Genomic DNA, 15,854 nt, shown 5'->3' on the forward strand with positions numbered 1-15,854 from the left:
TCAGTCCTCCGTGCGGGGGGTGGGGGGGTCGGCGGGGTGCCCGAGGGCGCCCAGGGCCGCGGCGAGCAGGTGCGGCTGCACGAGCGCGGCGTCGAGGTCGCGGCAGGCCAGCGAGGTGACCGCGAGCCCGCCGAGGGCGGTGGTGATCCGGACGGCGCGCTCGGGGTCGGCGCCCGGCTCCAGCCTCGCGCCGAAGGCGCGGAAGAGCACCTCGCCGATGCTGTCCAGGCGCTCGGTGCTCATCGCCGAGCCGGGGGAGCTGAGGGCGGTGAGGACGAAGGCGACCAGCCCGGGGCGGCGGGTGGCCAGCTCGGCCATCGCCCGCAGGACCTCGCGGTCGCGCTCGCGGCCGGCGGGCAGCGCCGCGACGCGCCGGGCGAGCAGCTCCAGGCGCTCGAGGGTGGAGGTGACGGTGGCCTCCCGCAGCGCCTCCTTGGAGGGGAAGCGGTGCAGCAGGCCGGTCTTGGAGTAGCCGACGGCATCGGCGACGCGCTGCACGGAGGTCTGCTCGACGCCGTGGCGGGCGAACAGCGCGGCCGCCGCGTCGAGGATCTCCTCGTCGATCTCCTCCTTGGTGGGACGTGGCACCCGACCAGGGTAGACCGGTTCCGACCAGGACGGTCCACCCGGGACCGGGACGGTCCGCCGGGGAGGTGTCCCCTGTCCGAGCCCAGGCCTACCCTGGAGGGGCCATGAGCACACTCTTCGACGACCTCCCGCTGGGTCCCTCCGGCTCCGGGGACGGCTCCGGCGGGCAGCCGTCCGCCGGCGCCCGCCGCGGCCCCGCCCCCGCCGACCTGCTGACCGGGCTGAACCCCCAGCAGCGCGAGGCGGTCGTGCACGCCGGCTCCCCGCTGCTCATCGTCGCCGGGGCCGGCTCGGGCAAGACGCGCGTGCTCACCCACCGCATCGCCCACCTGCTCGCCGAGGGCCGCGCGACGCCCGGGCAGGTCCTGGCCATCACCTTCACCAACAAGGCCGCCGCCGAGATGCGCGAGCGCGTCGCGGCGCTCGTGGGCGACGTGGTGGGCATGGGCGCGCGCAGCATGTGGGTCTCGACGTTCCACTCCGCGTGCGTGCGGATCCTGCGCCGCGAGGCCACCCACCTCGGCATGCGCTCCTCGTTCTCCATCTACGACTCCGCCGACGCGCAGCGGCTCATGGCGATGGTCGGCCGCGAGCTGGAGCTGGACCCCAAGAAGCACGCCCCGCGGGCGATGTCGGCGATGGTCTCCAACCTCAAGAACGAGCTCGTCGACGAGGACGCCTACGCCGAGCGCGCCCACTCCGAGGACGGCACCGCCACCGAGCGCGTGCTGGCCCAGGTCTACCGGGCCTACCAGCAGCGGCTGCGCCAGGCCAACGCGATGGACTTCGACGACCTCATCATGTCGACGGTCCACCTGCTGCAGGCCTTCCCCGACGTCGCCGAGCACTACCGCCGCCGCTTCCGGCACGTGCTCGTCGACGAGTACCAGGACACCAACCACGCCCAGTACGTCCTCGTCCGCGAGCTCGTCGGCACCGGCGAGGGGCCCGTGCCGCGCGGCGAGCTGACGGTCGTCGGCGACGCGGACCAGTCGATCTACGCCTTCCGCGGCGCCACGATCCGCAACATCGTCGAGTTCGAGCAGGACTACCCGGACGCCCGGACCGTGTTGCTGGAGCAGAACTACCGCTCCACGCAGACGATCCTGTCGGCGGCCAACGAGGTCATCCGGCACAACGAGGACCGCCGCGCCAAGAACCTGTGGACGGCCTCCGGCGCGGGGGAGCAGATCGTCGGCTACGTCGCCGACGACGAGCACGACGAGGCGGCGTTCGTGGCCGAGGAGGTCGACCGGCTGCACGACGCCGGCGCCGCCCGCTACGGCGACGTCGCCGTCTTCTACCGCACCAACGCGCAGTCGCGCGCCCTGGAGGAGGTGTTCATCCGCACCGGCCTGCCCTACAAGGTGGTCGGCGGCACCCGCTTCTACGAGCGCCGCGAGGTCAAGGACGCCGTGGCCTACCTGCGGCTGCTGGACAACCCCGACGACACGGTGAACATGCGCCGGGTCCTCAACGTCCCCAAGCGCGGCATCGGCGAGCGCGCCGAGGCCGCGGTGCTCGTGCTCGCCGAGCGCGAGCGGATCAGCTTCAACGAGGCGCTGTGGCGCGCCGACGAGGCGATCGGCCTGGCCTCCCGCTCGCTGAAGGCGATCAGGGGCTTCGCCCAGCTCGTCGACGACCTGCGCACCCTGGCCGAGTCGGGCGCCTCCCCGGCCGTCGTGCTGGAGGCCGTGCTGGAGCAGACCGGCTACCTCGCCGAGCTGCGCGCCAGCGGCGACCCGCAGGACGAGTCGCGCGTGGAGAACCTCGCCGAGCTCGTCGCCGTCGCCGAGGAGTTCGCCGACGCCACCCCCGGCGGCACCCTGTCGGACTTCCTCGAGCGCGTCTCGCTGGTCGCCGACGCCGACCAGATCCCCGCCGAGGGCGAGGACGAGGGGGTGGTGACCCTCATGACCCTGCACACCGCCAAGGGCCTGGAGTTCCCCGTGGTCTTCCTCACCGGCATGGAGGACGGGACCTTCCCGCACCTGCGCTCCCTGGGCGACCCCGACCAGCTCGCCGAGGAGCGCCGGCTGGCCTACGTCGGCCTCACCCGCGCCCGGGAGCGGCTCTACCTGACCCGCTCGGCCGTGCGCAGCGCCTGGGGCGCGCCGCAGCAGTACCCGCCCTCGCGCTTCCTCGACGACGTCCCGGCCACCCTCGTCGACTGGCGGCGGGGGCAGTCGGTGTTCGGCGACGTCTCCTCGCCCAGCTCCTCCACGCGCCTGGCCGCCCGGCCGGGGGTGCGCTCCAGCGGCACCCGCCCGGTCATCGCGCTGGCCCCCGGCGACCGCGTCACCCACGACTCCTTCGGCATGGGCACCGTCGTGCGCGTCGAGGGCGAGGGCGACAAGACCATCGCGCACATCGACTTCCGCTCCGAGGGCACCAAGCGGCTGCTGCTGCGCTACGCCCCCGTCGAGAAGCTCTGAGGCGTGCCCGCTCCCGCGCAGCCCGACGACGTCGGCGCCGACCTCGACGCGTGGGTGCGGGGCTGGGTCCTCGCGCGCGGCGTCAGCGGTGCCGTGCGGGCACCCGACTGGTGGCGCGTGCCCACGGGCACGGCCACCGAGCGCTGCCGCTGGGTGCTCACCACCGCCTCCCCCGACGCCCTGCGCGCGGCGGTGGCCGAGGCCGGCGCCGAGACCGACCACGTCAAGACCGCCGGCGAGCCCGCCGAGGTGCTGCCCCGCCTGGGCCCGGGCTGGCGGCCGGAGCAGCCGACGTGGCTGATGACGACCCCGCTGGCGGACGCGCTCGCGCCCGCCGCGCCCGCCGGGTACCGCGTCGCGGCCGACACCCGCGGGGCCACCACCGTGCTCACCGTGCACGCCGCCGACGGCACCCCGGCCGCCCGCGGCCACCTCGCCGTGGCCGGCGCCGACGCGGTCCTCGACCGGATCAGCACCGAGGAGCAGCACCGGCGCCGGGGCCTCGGCACCGTCGTCGTGACGCACCTGGCCGCCGCCGCCCGCGCCGGCGGCGCCCGGCGCGGCGTCCTGGTGGCCAGCGCGCAGGGGCGGGCCCTCTACGCCTCGCTGGGGTGGCGCACCCGCTCCCCGATCACCGGGGCGCACCGCCACCTCGGGACCGGTGCCGGTCCCCGGGGCGCCGGGACCGCGGGCTCCCGGCGGTAGCGGCCGACGAACCGTCCGCCGCCGCGGGCAGGCTCCGACGATCCGTCGCTTGCCCCCGGCGCGCGGCCGTCGTGGGATGCCTGCATGAACGACTCCCCGCCCCCCGGCCCGGTGCGCATCGCCGGCCTGCAGACCAGCGGGACCCCCGGCGACGTGGCCGCCAACCTCGCCGAGCTCGAGCGCGCCGCCCGGGCGGCCGCCGAGCGCGGCGCGCAGCTGCTCATCACCCCCGAGCTGTTCGTCACCGGCTACGACATCGGCGCGCAGGAGGTGGCCCGCCTCGCGCGGCAGGACCTGCTCGGGCCGGTGCGGCGCATCGCCGCGGACACCGGCCTCGCGATCGTCCTCGGCGCCCCGGAGGCGGACGGCGACGCCGTCTACAACAGCGCGTTCTTCGTCGACGACACCGGCGAGGTCACCGGCCGCTACCGCAAGACGCACCTGTTCGGCGAGCTGGACCGCAGCACCTTCGCCCCCGGGCACGACCTCGTGCACGTCGTCGAGCACCGCGGCCTGCGCGTGGCCCTGCTCATCTGCTACGACGTCGAGTTCGGCGAGGCCGTGCGCGCCGCCGCCCGCGCCGGGGCGCACCTGGTGGCCGTGCCCACGGCGCAGATGGAGCCGTTCGCCTTCGTCGCCGAGCACGTGATCCGCACCCGGGCCTGGGAGAACCAGGTGTACGTCGCCTACGTCAACCACGACGGCGTGGAGGGCGCGACCACCTACGTCGGCCGCAGCAGCGTCGTCGCCCCCTCCGGGGACGTCCTGGACTCCGTCGTGCACGGCGACCACCTGCTGCTGGCCGACGTCGACCCCGCCGTCGTCGCCGACGCCCAGCTGCGCAACCCCTACCTCACCGACCTGCGCAGCGACCTGTACGCCCGCCACGCCGCGCAGTTCCCGCACACCCCCTGACAGCGAGGTCGAACCCGTGAGCGTCCCGCCCACCACCGCGTCCAGCGCCGCCCCCGCCGGTGCAGGAGCGCGCCTGTCCGGGCGCCTCGGCGTCGGCGGCATCGTGTTCATGGTCGTCGCCGCGGCGGCGCCGCTGACCGTCGTCGGGGGCAACGTCCCGCTGGCGATCGGCAACGGCAACGGCGCCGGCGCACCCGTGGGCTTCGTCCTGGCGGCCGCGGTGCTGCTGGTGTTCTCCGTGGGCTTCGTCACGATGACCCCGCACGTCCCCGAGGCCGGCGCGTTCTACTCCTACGTCACCCGCGGGCTGGGCCCGCGGGCGGGGACGGGCAGCGCGTACGTGGCGCTGCTGGCCTACACCGCGATCCAGGTCGGCATGTACGGCTACCTGGGCTGGGCCCTGGGCGACCTCGTCACCCGCTACGGCGGCCCGCAGGTGCCGTGGTGGGCGTACGGGTTCGCCGGCATCGCCGTCGTCGCGCTGCTCGGCCACCGGCACATCGACCTCAGCTCCCGGGTGCTCGGCGTCGCGCTGGTCCTGGAGATCGGCGTCGTCCTCGTCCTCGACGCCGCGATCGTGCTGCGCGGCGGCGCCGCCGGTGTCGACGCGGTCTCCTTCACCCCGCAGGCCGTCACCTCCGGCCCGCTCGGCGTCGCGGTCCTCTTCGCCCTGACGGGGTTCATCGGGTTCGAGGCCACCGCCGTCTTCCGCGACGAGGCCCGCGACCCCGAGCGCACCGTCCCGCGCGCCACCTACCTCGCGGTGCTCGTCATCGGCGCCTTCTACGCGCTCTCCTGCTGGGCCGTCGTCGTCGGCGTCGGCTCCGGGCGCGCCCAGCAGGTGGCCCGGGACTCCCTGGCCGACGGCGGCAACATGCTGCTCGACGCGGCCGGCACCTACGTGGGCGCCGTCCTGCGCGACCTCGTGCAGGTCCTGCTGGTCTCCAGCGTCTTCGCGTGCGTGCTGTCCTTCCACAACATCGTCGCCCGCTACCAGTTCGTCCTCGCCGGCAGCGGCCACCTGCCGCGCCGGCTGGCCGCCGTCCACCCGCGGCACGCCTCGCCCGCGGTCTCCTCGGCGGTGCAGACGCTGACGGCCCTGGTGCTCGTGGCGGTGTTCGCCCTCGTCGGCCTCGACCCGCTCGTCGGCGTCTTCGGGTCGATGGCGGGCGTCTCCACCGTCGGCATGGTCCTGCTCATGCTGCTGACGTCGGTGGCCGTCGTCGCGTTCTTCTCCCGCCGCCCGGACCTGCGGGCCGGGCGGGTCGGGCGCAGCCTGCTCGCCCCGGTCCTGGCCGTGCTGGCGCTCGCGGTGAGCCTGTGGCTGGTGGCCTCGAACTTCACGCTCGTGACCGGCGGCAGCGCCGGGGTCGGCCTGCTGCTGGGCCTGCTGCCCGTCGCCGCGTTCGCGGCCGGGGCCCTGGCGGGCGGTCGCCGCACCACCTGAGCGGCGGCCTCAGCCGCGCTCCGCCTCGCCCGCCGCGCCCTGCTCGCCGGTGCCGCCGCCGCCGCGCGGGCGCCGCGCGACGGGCAGCCGCCGCAGCTGGAAACCCCGCAGCCGGCGCCTGATGCGCGCCGCCTGGCGCTCGTTGAGCAGAGCCGCGCGGCGGACCGCCCGCTCGGTGCTGTCCTGCCGGTCCATCCGTGGCCTCCGTCCTGGAAGGAGGACTGTGACACGGGGAGGCGACAGTTGCACCCGGACACCCCCCGGGCCACCCGGACGCAGCAGCGCGCGCCTCAGCCGGCCCCGGGCAGGTGCCCCCACAGCACGTCCAGCACGCCCTCGAGCTCCACGCGGCCCAGCGCCGCGGGCAGCAGCAGCGTGCTCGCGCGCGGCAGGGTCCCCGACCAGCCGCCGGAGCGGACGGCGACCTCCCCGCCGCCGACGTTCGTCAGCACCTGCGCGGTGGTGAACTCCCGCGCGACGGCGACGGGGGCGCCGGAGCGCCAGCGGTGCAGGACGAAGTACGCGCTCTCGCAGCACACCACGCGCCGCACGCCGTCCTCGTCGGCCGGTCCCGCGCCGTCGCGCACGCTCGGGCGCCGCTCCAGCCGCGCCTCGCGCAGCAGGGCGTCGACGTTCGCGGCGCGCTCGTCGGCGGGCACGGGCGAGCCGTCCTCCATCTGCCAGCCCATCGCGTGCTGCTGCAGGTCGGAGGTCTGCTCGATCTCGTGCACGAGGGTGCCGGGGCCGAAGGAGTGCACGGTGCCGCCGGGCACCAGGACGGTGTCGCCGGCGGCGACGGGGAAGCGCACGAGGACGTCGTCGAAGCGGTCGGCCAGCAGCGCCTCGCGCAGCCGCTCCTCGCCGACGTCCGGGCGCACCCCGCACAGCACGCTCGCCCCCGGCTCGGCGGCCAGCACGAGCCAGGCCTCGGTCTTGCCGTTCTCCTGCCCGCGCAGGCGCCGCGCGGCCTCGTCGTCGGGGTGGACGTGCACGGGCAGCGCGCCGGTGCCGTCGATGAACTTCGTGAGGATCGGGAACCGGCTGCCGCGCCAGCCGGCGCCGACCAGGCCCTCGGGGTCGCGCGCGACGAGGTCGCGCAGGGGGGTGCCGGCCAGCGGGCCCTCCTGCACGACGCCCACCTCGCCGTCGACGTCGCTGACCTCCCACGTCTCGGCGACCGGGCCGTCCGGCAACCCGCTGCGCCCGAGAACGTCCGCGATGGCGCGGCCGCCGAACACGTGCTGCTTGACGGAGGTGCTCAGGCGCAGCGGGTACCAGTCCACGGGGTGCGCTCCTCAGAGGATGGGGGTGCCGCCGGTGACGGCGACGCGGGCGCCGGAGACGTAGCTGCCGTCGTCGGAGGCGAGCAGCACGTACACGGGAGCGAGCTCGGCGGGCTGACCCGGGCGGCCCAGCGGCGCCTGCTGGCCGAAGCTCTCCACCTGCTCGGGAGGCATCGTCGAGGGGATGAGCGGCGTCCAGATCGGGCCCGGCGCCACGCTGTTCACCCGGATCCCCTTCTCACCCAGCAGCTGCGCCATCGAGGCGCACATGTTCGCGATCCCGGCCTTGGTGACGGAGTAGGGGATGAGCGTCGGCTTGGGGTTGTCGGAGTTCACCGAGCTGCTGCCGATGATCGAGGAGCCGGGGCCCATGTGCGGCAGCGCCGCCTTGGACAGGTAGAAGAAGGCGCTGAGGTTGGTGTTGAGGGTGTGCAGCCACTCCTCGTCGGAGATCTCCTCCAGCGACTCGTGGGTCATCTGGTAGGCGGCGTTGTTGACGAGGACGTCGACCTTGCCGAACTCCTGCACGCACTTCTCGACGATCGCGCGGCACTGCTCGGCCTGCGAGACGTCGCCGGGCACGAGCACCGCCCTGCGGCCGGCCTCCTCCACCCACGTCGCCGTCTCGCGGGCGTCCTCGTCCTCGGACAGGTAGCTGATGACGACGTCGGCGCCCTCGCGGGCGTAGGCGATCGCCACGGCGCGGCCGATGCCCGAGTCGGCGCCGGTGATGATCGCCGCCTTGCCGGTCAGCTTCCCGCTGCCCCGGTAGGACTGCTCGCCGTGGTCGGGCTTCGGGTCCATCTGCGCGGTGGTGCCGGGCGGTTCCTGCTGCTGCGACGGCTGGGACACCGGGTGCTCCTCTCGTGGTGGACGTGACCTCACCAGACCCCCTACCCGGCTCGCCGCGTCCCACGCGCGCCTCGTGCGCCTCGTGCGCCCCGCCGGCTACTCGAAGCGGGCGGGGTCGCCCGCACCGACCCGCACGACCTCCGGGGAGCCGGTGGAGAGGTCGACGACGGTCGTGGGCACCGTGCCGCACTCGCCGGCGTCGACGACGGCGTCGACGACGTGGTCGAGCTCCTCCTTGATCGTCCAGGCGTCGGTGGGCGGCTCGGACACGCCCGGCAGCAGCAGCGTGCTCGACAGCAGCGGCTCCCCGAGCGCGGTCAGCAGCGCCCGCACGAACGGGTGGTCGGGGATGCGCACGCCGACGGTCTTCTTGCGCGGGTGCGCGAAGCGGCGCGGCACCTCCTTGGTGGCGGGCAGGATGAAGGTGTAGGGGTTGGGCGTGGCGGCCTTCACGGCGCGGAACTGGGCGTTGTCCTGGTGCACGAACTGCCCGAGCTGGGCGAAGTCGGAGCACACGAGCGTGAAGTGGTGGCGCTCGTCGAGGTGTCGGATGCGCCGGATGCGGTCCGCACCGGTGCGGCTGTCCAGCCGGCAGCCCAGCGCGTAGCAGGAGTCGGTCGGGTAGGCGATGAGCGCGTCCTCGCGCAGCATCGCCACGAGCTGGGCGATCGCCCGCGGCTGGGGGTCCTGCGGGTGCACCTCGACGAAACGCGCCACCCGGGGACCGTAGGCCCTCAGCCGGGCAGGCGCACCCGTGCGAAGCCCACCTCGCGGCGCAGCCGGAAGCCCATCGCCTCGTAGAGCCGGATCGCGGGGGCGTTCGTCGCCGTCGCGTGCAGGAACGGCAGCTCCCCGCGGGCGGCGATCCCGTGGGCGACGGCGCGCACCAGCGCCGTCGCCAGCCCGCGCCCGCGCGCGGCCGGGTCGGTGCACACGGCGCTGATCTCGGTCGCCGCGCCCGTGCGCAGGCGCTCGCCGGCCATCGCCAGCAGCCGGCCGCCCTCGCGGACGCCGACGTAGCGGCCCAGCAGGCGGGTGCGCGGCAGGAACGGGCCGGGCTGGGTGCGCTCGACGAGGTCGAGCATCTGCGGCACGTCCTCCTCGCCCAGCTCCACGCCGCCGGGCACGGCCGCCAGGTCGGCGGTGCGCAGGGCGGGGGTCGCGACGAGCTGCACGCCGGGCAGCACGCCGGTCACGGCGAAGCCGCGCGGCGGCGTGCCCGCCAGCGCGGGCACGAGGAGCGTGCTGCCCGCGCCGGCGAGGGCAGCCAGGTCCCGCCACGCCCGCTCGTCGTCGTGGTCGGCCAGGCCGCAGAAGGGGGAGACGTCGGCGGGGTAGCGCCGCCCGGCCCCGGCGCCCTCCGCCAGGTGCGCGTGCGGGCCGCTCAGCGCCGCCCACACGGGGTCGTCCAGGGCCGCCTCGAGGGCGGCGGCCCCCTGCCCGGGGGTCCCGTGGGCGACGGCCCCGTGCGGGGCGGTCGGGTGGTGCTCGATCACCCCGGCATGGTTCCACGCCGCCGCGCGACGCCCCCGCGGGCCAGGGCCGCGCAGCAGAGCGCCACCTGCGCCGCGGTGAGCAGCGACACCAGCGCCAGGGCGGGCCCGGAGCCGAGCGCCGGCAGCGCGCTCGCGTGCGCTCCGTGGCCGGTGACGAGCAGCGGTGCGGCGGCCGGCGGCCCCGCGTGCAGGGTCAGCAGCACGCCGTGGGCCGCCAGCACCCCGGCGCCGGCGACCGCGCAGGTCGTCCACGCCCGCCGGCACGGCGCGCGCCACAGGTGCCCCGCGCACGGCAGGCACACCAGCGACATCAGCAGCAGGGCCGCCGCCGCCGGCAGCGAGGCGCCGGCGTGGGAGATCGCCAGCGGGACGTGCAGGACCGCCGCCGCCGCCCCGAGCACGGCGGCGGTCCTGCTCGCCCGTGCGCTCACGCGCTGCAGCACCCCCCGGCCGCGGTGCCGTGGGCGGCCTTCGGCGCCGCGGGCACCCCGAGGGTGGGGTTGCGGTCGAAGAACCCGACCGGCCTGAGGCTGAACCCGGCGTGGTCGACGGGCATGACCGGCCAGTCCTCCGGTCGCGGGAAGTGCGTCAGGCCGAAGGTGTGCCAGAGCACGAGGTCCTGGCCGTCCAGGTCCCGGTCGCCCGCGACGAACGCGGGCAGGCCGGCGCCGCCGGGGTTCTGGTTCACCAGGTCGCCCGCCGGGTAGCGCTCCTCGGGGGAGTACCGCGTCACCCACAGGTGCTTGGTGGCGAACGTGGCCCGCTCGTGCACGGAGCTGGTGTCGTCGGCCAGCAGCACCGGCTGGTGCTCGGGGTGCAGCGCGTACCCCGTCGGCTGCCCGAGCGCGTTGGTGCGCTCGGTGTTGACGACGTGCCAGACCCGCCCGCTCGCGCCGTTCGCCTCGCGCTGGGCCACCGACTCCGAGGTCAGCCGCGTGGCGCTGCGGGCGAAGGCGTTGCCGTAGGGGTTGCCGGGGCCGCGCGGCACCCGCACCGCCTCCACCTCCTCGACGGCGTTGGCCAGGCCGTCGACCATCATGTCCAGCCGCGCGGAGAACAGGTGCTGGTGGAAGGGGGCGGCCAGCCCGGGGGCGATCTCGGTGGAGTGGGCCAGGCCCTCCTCGGGGTGGGCGGCGGTGAAGACGACACCGGTCGCCTTGGCCTCCAGCTCGATCGTGCCGTCGAGGTAGAGGTACCAGTAGAACCCGTAGTCGTAGTTGCCGATCGTGGTGAAGAAGGAGATGACCAGGCGGCGCTGGCGGCGCGTCTCCGCCATGCCGTTGAACATGTCGGTGTGCTTCCACAGCACCCCGTGGTCCTCCTCGTGCAGGCAGATCGCGTTCTGCACCGTCCGCGGCCGGCCGGACTCGTCGGCCAGCACCGCGTCGAAGTAGTGGATCTCCCCGAGGCAGTCGCAGCCCAGCGCCAGGGGGTTCACGTACCGGCCGAACAGGTACTCGCCGGTGTCGAAGTAGTTCTGCCAGAACCGCACCGGCGAGGGGTCGGCGTAGGGGACGACCATCTCGGCGATCGAGGCGCGGTAGACGACCGGGCGCTGGACCTCCTGCTCGGCGGGGGTGGCCGCGGTGGGGTCGGCGACGGACAGCTGGTGCAGCGTCAGCCCCTCGCGGGCGTCGAAGCCGACGCGGACCTTCCAGCCCGCCCAGCTGATGACGTCGCCGTCGACGGAGAAGCTGGGGCCGTCGGGCTGGGTGATGGAGATGGGCTTGAGGTCGGTGCGCTCGGCCTGGGCGTGCGGGGCGCTGTCCCAGCGGCCGGTCTGCTGCGGGACCTCGAAGCGCTGGTGGTCCAGGACGTGCAGCACCCGCTGCGCGGTGATGTCGACGAAGGCGACGACCCCGTCGACGGGGTGCGCCCACGGCAGCGCCTCGGCGTCGGGCTGGTGGAACCCGAAGACGCGCATGATGCGGGCGCTGCCGGGTTCGGTGCCCGGGATGTCGTCGTAGGAACCCGACGACAGCGGCACCGAGCGCACCTGCGCCGGGTCCAGGCCGCGCGAGCGCATCGCCGAGGTCCAGCGCTCGTCGGCGTTGACGATGGGCTCGATGAGCTCGAACTCGGCGTCGAGGATCGGCAGCTGCCCCTCGGCGGGGCCGTCGACGACGCGGTCGGCGACGACCTCCCCGCGGTCCAGCGAGACCGCCACGTCGCGGCCGGTGCCCGCGGCGGTGTCCAGCAGCAGCGCGCGCACGGTGCGGGTGACGGGGTCGCCGGGGGAGAAGGCGAGGACCTCGGTCTTGGGCGGTTCCAGCAGCCCCACGTAGGCGAACCTCGTGGTGGGGCTCAGCGCTCCCGCGGCCTCGAGCAGCTCGCGGGTGGCGTCGATCTCCGCCGCGGTCAGCCGGTCCAGCGGGTGGGCCGGGCCGGCGCCCGGGACGAGGTCGGTGGTGGGGGTCTCGAGCAGGCTCATGCGCCGATCTCCGGGGTGTTCTCGTGGACGGACTGGGCGGGGCCGCCGGCCTGGTGCGGCACGGTGGCGGCCTGGGTGCTCGCGGTGGCGAGCGGGTCCGCGCCGGGCTTGAGGACCCCGACGAGCGGACCCACGAGGTAGCTGGCGACGGTGAGGGCCAGGAACACCGCGCCGACGGTCCAGCCGCCGACGAGCAGGCCGAAGTTCGTGGCCGTCAGGTACGCGGCGACCGCGAGGCCGGCGACGCCGATGGACGGCGCGACCAGGGTGTTCCAGGGGCGGGGGTCGATGCGGGTGCGGCGGAAGAACACCAGGACCGCGACGCAGGTGAGCAGCATCAGCAGGATGAACCCGAGCGTGGCGATGCCGGACATCCACGTGTAGACCTGCAGCACCGGGTCGAGCGCGGTCGCCGCGAACACCGCCAGCAGCAGCAGCGAGGAACCGGTCTGCAGCAGCGAGGCGACGTGCGGGGAGCGGTGGCGGGCGTGGCTGCGGCCCCAGGAGCGCGGCAGCACACCGGTGTTCGCCATCGAGAACACGTAGCGGTTGATGACGTTGTGGAACGACAGGACGCAGGCGAACAGGCTCGTCAGCAGCAGCACCTGCACGAGGTCGCCGGTGACGGCGCCCGCGTAGTCGGTGGCGGTCGCCACGACCATGCCCTCCGGGTCGGCGGCGGCCGCGGCGACCGCTCCCTCGTCGCCCCACGCGGACACGATCGACCACGCCGAGACGGTGTAGAAGACGCCGATGAGGGCCAGCGAGGCGTACGTGGCGCGCGGGATCGTGCGGTCGGGGTCGCGCGACTCGTCGCGGAACACCGCGGTGCACTCGAACCCGATGAACCCGGCGAGGGCGAACATCAACCCGATGCCCGGTGCGCCGGAGGCGATGCCCGACGGCGTCAGCGACGCGGTCGAGAACCCCTCGTCCCCGCCGCCGGCCAGCACGACCCCGGCGTCCACGACGAGGACGATCCCGACCTCGGCGACGAGCAGGACGCCCAGCACCCTGCTGGAGAGGTCGATGTGCCGGTAGCCGAGCAGACCGACCGCGGCGATCGACAACCCGCTCCACACCCACCACGGCAGGTCCGGGCCGCCGAGGTCGTCGGCGACGACGCCGCCGAGGGCGGCGCCCAGGTAGCCGTACACCGCGGCCTGGATCGTCTGGTAGGTCAGCAGGGCCAGGAAGGAACCCCCCAGGCCGTGCAGCCGGCCCAGCCCGGCGCCGATGTAGGTGTAGAACGCGCCGGCGTTGGGCACGTAGCGCGTCATCGCGGTGAACCCGACGGCGAAGAAGAACAGCACGACCGCGCCGATCGCGTACATCGCCGGGTAGCCCGCGCCGTTGCCGATGGTGATCCCGAGCGGGACGCTGCCGCCGACGACGGTCAGCGGCGCCGCGGCCGCGACGACCATGAAGACGATCGACCCGACGCCGAGCCGGCCGCTGAGGCGGGCGGGCGCTTCCGCGGGGGCCGCGGTGGTGTTCGCGGTGGACGCCATGACGCTCCTTGCGCGAGGACGCACGGCGGCCGGGCGGCCGCCTGGACCGATCCTGGACGGCGCGCGTTTCCGCGGTGTTGCCCGCGCGTGACGGACGATCGCCTCGTGCGGGACGCCCGCCGGCGACGGGGTCCCACCGGGTGGGCGGCGCCGGAAACACCCGCGCAACGGGGCCGAAACACCCCTCGGGGAACGTTCCCGCGTGAGCCCCGGCACGAGCCCCCGCGCGAACGCGCCCGCCCTGCGCTCGACGTCGCCGGTGGCGGGGCTGGCCCGCCGCCGGCTGGGGCCGGTGGCGGTGCTGGCGCAGTCGGTGGCCGCGACCGCGCCCGCCGCGGCGATGGCCACCTCGCCCGGGCAGGCGATGGCCGTCGCGGGAGCGCCGCCGTCGGCGCTGGCCTACGTCGCGGCGACCGTCGTCGTCGTGCTCGTCGGCAGCTGCATCGGGCAGTTCTCCCGGCGCATGGTCGCCCCCGGTTCGCTGTACAGCTTCACGGCCAAGGGGCTCGGCGGGGTGCCCGCGCTGGCGGCCGGCGGCTCCCTCCTCGTCGGCTACGGCTTCCTCGTCGCCGGGGCCCTCACCGGCGCCGCGACCTGCGCGGCCGCGCTGGCCGGCCGGCTCCTGCCGCCGGCCGCCGGACCGGTGCCGGTCGCGGTGGGCGTCGCGTGCGCCGGCGCCCTCGTCGCGGGGGCCGCGCTGCGCGGCGCCGGGGTCTCGGCCCGCCTCGCGCTGGCGCTGGAGGTCGTCTCGATCTCCGTGGTCGCCGCCGTCCTGCTCGTCCTGCTGACCCGCACCGGCGCGGGGGAGGGCGCCGACCTGCTCGGCGGCGACCCGTCCTCCCCGTTCGGCCCCGGCGGGCAGGGGCTGCTGCTCGCGGTGACCGCCTTCGTGGGGTTCGAGAGCGCCGGTGCGCTGGCCACCGAGAGCCGCCGGCCGCTGCTCGTCGTGCCGCGCGCGGTGCGCTGGACGGCGCTGGTGGCCGGGCTGCTCTACGTGCTCGCCGCCGCTGCGCAGTCCGTCGTCCTCGCGCACGCGGGCCCCGGCGTGGCCGGCGCCCCCGTGCCGCTGGCGAGCGCGGCGGCGCTCCTGGGCAGCCCGGCGCTGGCCGCGGCGCTGGAGCTGGGCGTGCTGGCCTCCTTCCTCGGCTGCGCCAGCGGGTCGCTGACGGCCCTGGTGCGGCTGCTGTTCACCATGGGCCGCGAGGGGGTGGTGCCCCGCGCGCTGGGGCGCACCGGCCGCGCGGGGACCCCGGGCCCGGCGGTGCTGCTCGCGGGGGCGCTGGCCGTCGCCGTCCCGGTGGCGGTGCTGCTGGCCGGCGTCCCCGTCCAGGACGCGCTGCGCGGCCTGCTCGTCGTGGGCACCTGCGGCTACCTCGCCGGCTACCTGCTGGTGTGCCTGGCCGTGCCGTCCTTCCTGCACCGCATCGGCGAGCTGACGCCCGCCCCGCTCGTGCGGGCCGTGCTGGCCGTGGCCGCGCTGGCGGCCGTGCTCGCCGCGTGCACGGCGTGGGCGCTGGCCGCCGGCGGGGGCTGGGTGCTCGCCGGGGCGGCGCTGGTCGCGCTGGCGCTGGCGCGGGCGCTGCTGCTGCGGGTGCGCCGCCCGCTGCTCGTGGCCGGCGTGGGCCTGTACGACGAGACCCGCCGCCAGGACGTCCTCGGCGGCCGCGGGTGATCGCCCCGGCGGTGCAGCTGCTGGAGGCGCTCGCGCGGGCCGGCGCGGGGGTGAGCGCGGCCGACCTCGCCGCCCGCACCGGCATCCCGCGCGCGAGCGCCTACCGGCTGCTGAACCTCCTCGTCGCCGAGGAGCTCGTGGTGCGCCTGCCGGACCTGTCCGGCTTCGCCCTCGGCGCGCGCTTCGGCGACCTCGTCGACGCGGCCGCCCCCGTGCGCCTGAGCGCCGCGGTGCGCGCGGAGCTGCTGGAGCTGCGCGCGGGGATGCGCCCGGCCGTGCACCTGCTGCTGGTGCGCGGCGGGCTGCTGCGCATCGCCGACGCCGACACCGGCGCCGACACCGGCGGCGCGCTGGGCGTCGGCGAGCCGGAGCTGAACCGCCCCGGCGCCCCGCGGCCGCAACCGCTGCGGGAGGTGCTGGCCGGTGCCGACCAGGCGCAGGGCCCGGGCCCGCTGCCCGGCACCTCCTGGTTCGTCGCGCCCGTCGGCGAGCGCCCGCGGGCCGCGCTCGTGGCGGTGG

General features: G+C 75.9%; 15 protein-coding genes. 6 read left to right on the forward strand and 9 right to left on the reverse strand.

The window, feature by feature from the left end:
• Positions 1 to 588, reverse strand: a complete 588-nt coding sequence (locus GTQ99_RS09290) for a TetR family transcriptional regulator (RefSeq protein ID WP_166615460.1) — start codon at positions 586 to 588, stop codon at positions 1 to 3.
• A 104-nt stretch (positions 589 to 692) separates the two neighbouring features.
• Between GTQ99_RS09290 and pcrA the strand changes: the two genes are divergently transcribed.
• From pcrA to GTQ99_RS09310, 4 genes are all read left to right on the forward strand, one after another.
• Complete coding sequence (gene pcrA, locus GTQ99_RS09295) at positions 693 to 3,023, forward strand: DNA helicase PcrA (protein WP_166615461.1); 2,331 nt, start codon at positions 693 to 695, stop codon at positions 3,021 to 3,023.
• A 3-nt stretch (positions 3,024 to 3,026) separates the two neighbouring features.
• Positions 3,027 to 3,728: a GNAT family N-acetyltransferase gene (locus GTQ99_RS26775; protein ID WP_166615462.1), complete on the forward strand. Its 702-nt coding sequence runs from the start codon at positions 3,027 to 3,029 to the stop codon at positions 3,726 to 3,728.
• A gap of 84 nt (positions 3,729 to 3,812) precedes the next feature.
• Positions 3,813 to 4,643: a carbon-nitrogen hydrolase family protein gene (locus GTQ99_RS09305; RefSeq protein WP_205707116.1), complete on the forward strand. Its 831-nt coding sequence runs from the start codon at positions 3,813 to 3,815 to the stop codon at positions 4,641 to 4,643.
• 16 nt (positions 4,644 to 4,659) lie between these two features.
• On the forward strand, positions 4,660 to 6,090 hold the full coding sequence (locus GTQ99_RS09310) for an APC family permease (RefSeq protein ID WP_338074864.1): 1,431 nt from the start codon (positions 4,660 to 4,662) through the stop codon (positions 6,088 to 6,090).
• 9 nt (positions 6,091 to 6,099) lie between these two features.
• On the opposite strand, the gene GTQ99_RS09315 is transcribed toward GTQ99_RS09310, so the two are convergent.
• From GTQ99_RS09315 to GTQ99_RS09350, 8 genes are all read right to left on the reverse strand, one after another.
• Positions 6,100 to 6,285 (reverse strand): hypothetical protein, encoded by a 186-nt coding sequence (locus tag GTQ99_RS09315; RefSeq protein ID WP_166615463.1) that lies wholly within the window; start codon positions 6,283 to 6,285, stop codon positions 6,100 to 6,102.
• 95 nt (positions 6,286 to 6,380) lie between these two features.
• Positions 6,381 to 7,373, reverse strand: coding sequence for a type I phosphomannose isomerase catalytic subunit (locus GTQ99_RS09320; protein WP_205707117.1), 993 nt, complete (start codon positions 7,371 to 7,373; stop codon positions 6,381 to 6,383).
• 12 nt (positions 7,374 to 7,385) lie between these two features.
• Positions 7,386 to 8,225, reverse strand: a complete 840-nt coding sequence (locus GTQ99_RS09325) for an SDR family oxidoreductase (RefSeq protein ID WP_166615464.1) — start codon at positions 8,223 to 8,225, stop codon at positions 7,386 to 7,388.
• A 96-nt stretch (positions 8,226 to 8,321) separates the two neighbouring features.
• Positions 8,322 to 8,942 (reverse strand): L-threonylcarbamoyladenylate synthase, encoded by a 621-nt coding sequence (locus GTQ99_RS09330; protein WP_166615465.1) that lies wholly within the window; start codon positions 8,940 to 8,942, stop codon positions 8,322 to 8,324.
• A gap of 17 nt (positions 8,943 to 8,959) precedes the next feature.
• A complete protein-coding gene (locus GTQ99_RS09335; protein WP_338074865.1) occupies positions 8,960 to 9,721 on the reverse strand; it encodes a GNAT family N-acetyltransferase in 762 nt (253 codons plus the stop codon).
• A complete protein-coding gene (locus tag GTQ99_RS09340) occupies positions 9,718 to 10,152 on the reverse strand; it encodes a hypothetical protein (protein ID WP_166615466.1) in 435 nt (144 codons plus the stop codon). The genes GTQ99_RS09335 and GTQ99_RS09340 overlap by 4 nt, the downstream gene beginning before the upstream one ends.
• A complete protein-coding gene (locus GTQ99_RS09345; RefSeq protein WP_166615467.1) occupies positions 10,149 to 12,152 on the reverse strand; it encodes a primary-amine oxidase in 2,004 nt (667 codons plus the stop codon). Before GTQ99_RS09345 ends, GTQ99_RS09340 begins: the two co-directional genes overlap by 4 nt.
• Complete coding sequence (locus GTQ99_RS09350; RefSeq protein WP_166615468.1) at positions 12,149 to 13,663, reverse strand: APC family permease; 1,515 nt, start codon at positions 13,661 to 13,663, stop codon at positions 12,149 to 12,151. Before GTQ99_RS09350 ends, GTQ99_RS09345 begins: the two co-directional genes overlap by 4 nt.
• Positions 13,664 to 13,865: 202 nt before the next feature.
• Between GTQ99_RS09350 and GTQ99_RS09355 the strand changes: the two genes are divergently transcribed.
• Together GTQ99_RS09355 and GTQ99_RS09360 are read left to right on the forward strand one after the other, a co-directional pair.
• Complete coding sequence (locus GTQ99_RS09355; RefSeq protein ID WP_166615469.1) at positions 13,866 to 15,335, forward strand: APC family permease; 1,470 nt, start codon at positions 13,866 to 13,868, stop codon at positions 15,333 to 15,335.
• Positions 15,332 to 15,854 (forward strand): helix-turn-helix domain-containing protein (locus tag GTQ99_RS09360; protein WP_166615470.1); only part of this gene is annotated, 523 nt, incomplete at its 3' end. The genes GTQ99_RS09355 and GTQ99_RS09360, both read left to right, overlap by 4 nt.

The organism is Kineococcus vitellinus (assembly GCF_009906315.1).
Taxonomy (GTDB): domain Bacteria; phylum Actinomycetota; class Actinomycetes; order Actinomycetales; family Kineococcaceae; genus Kineococcus; species Kineococcus vitellinus.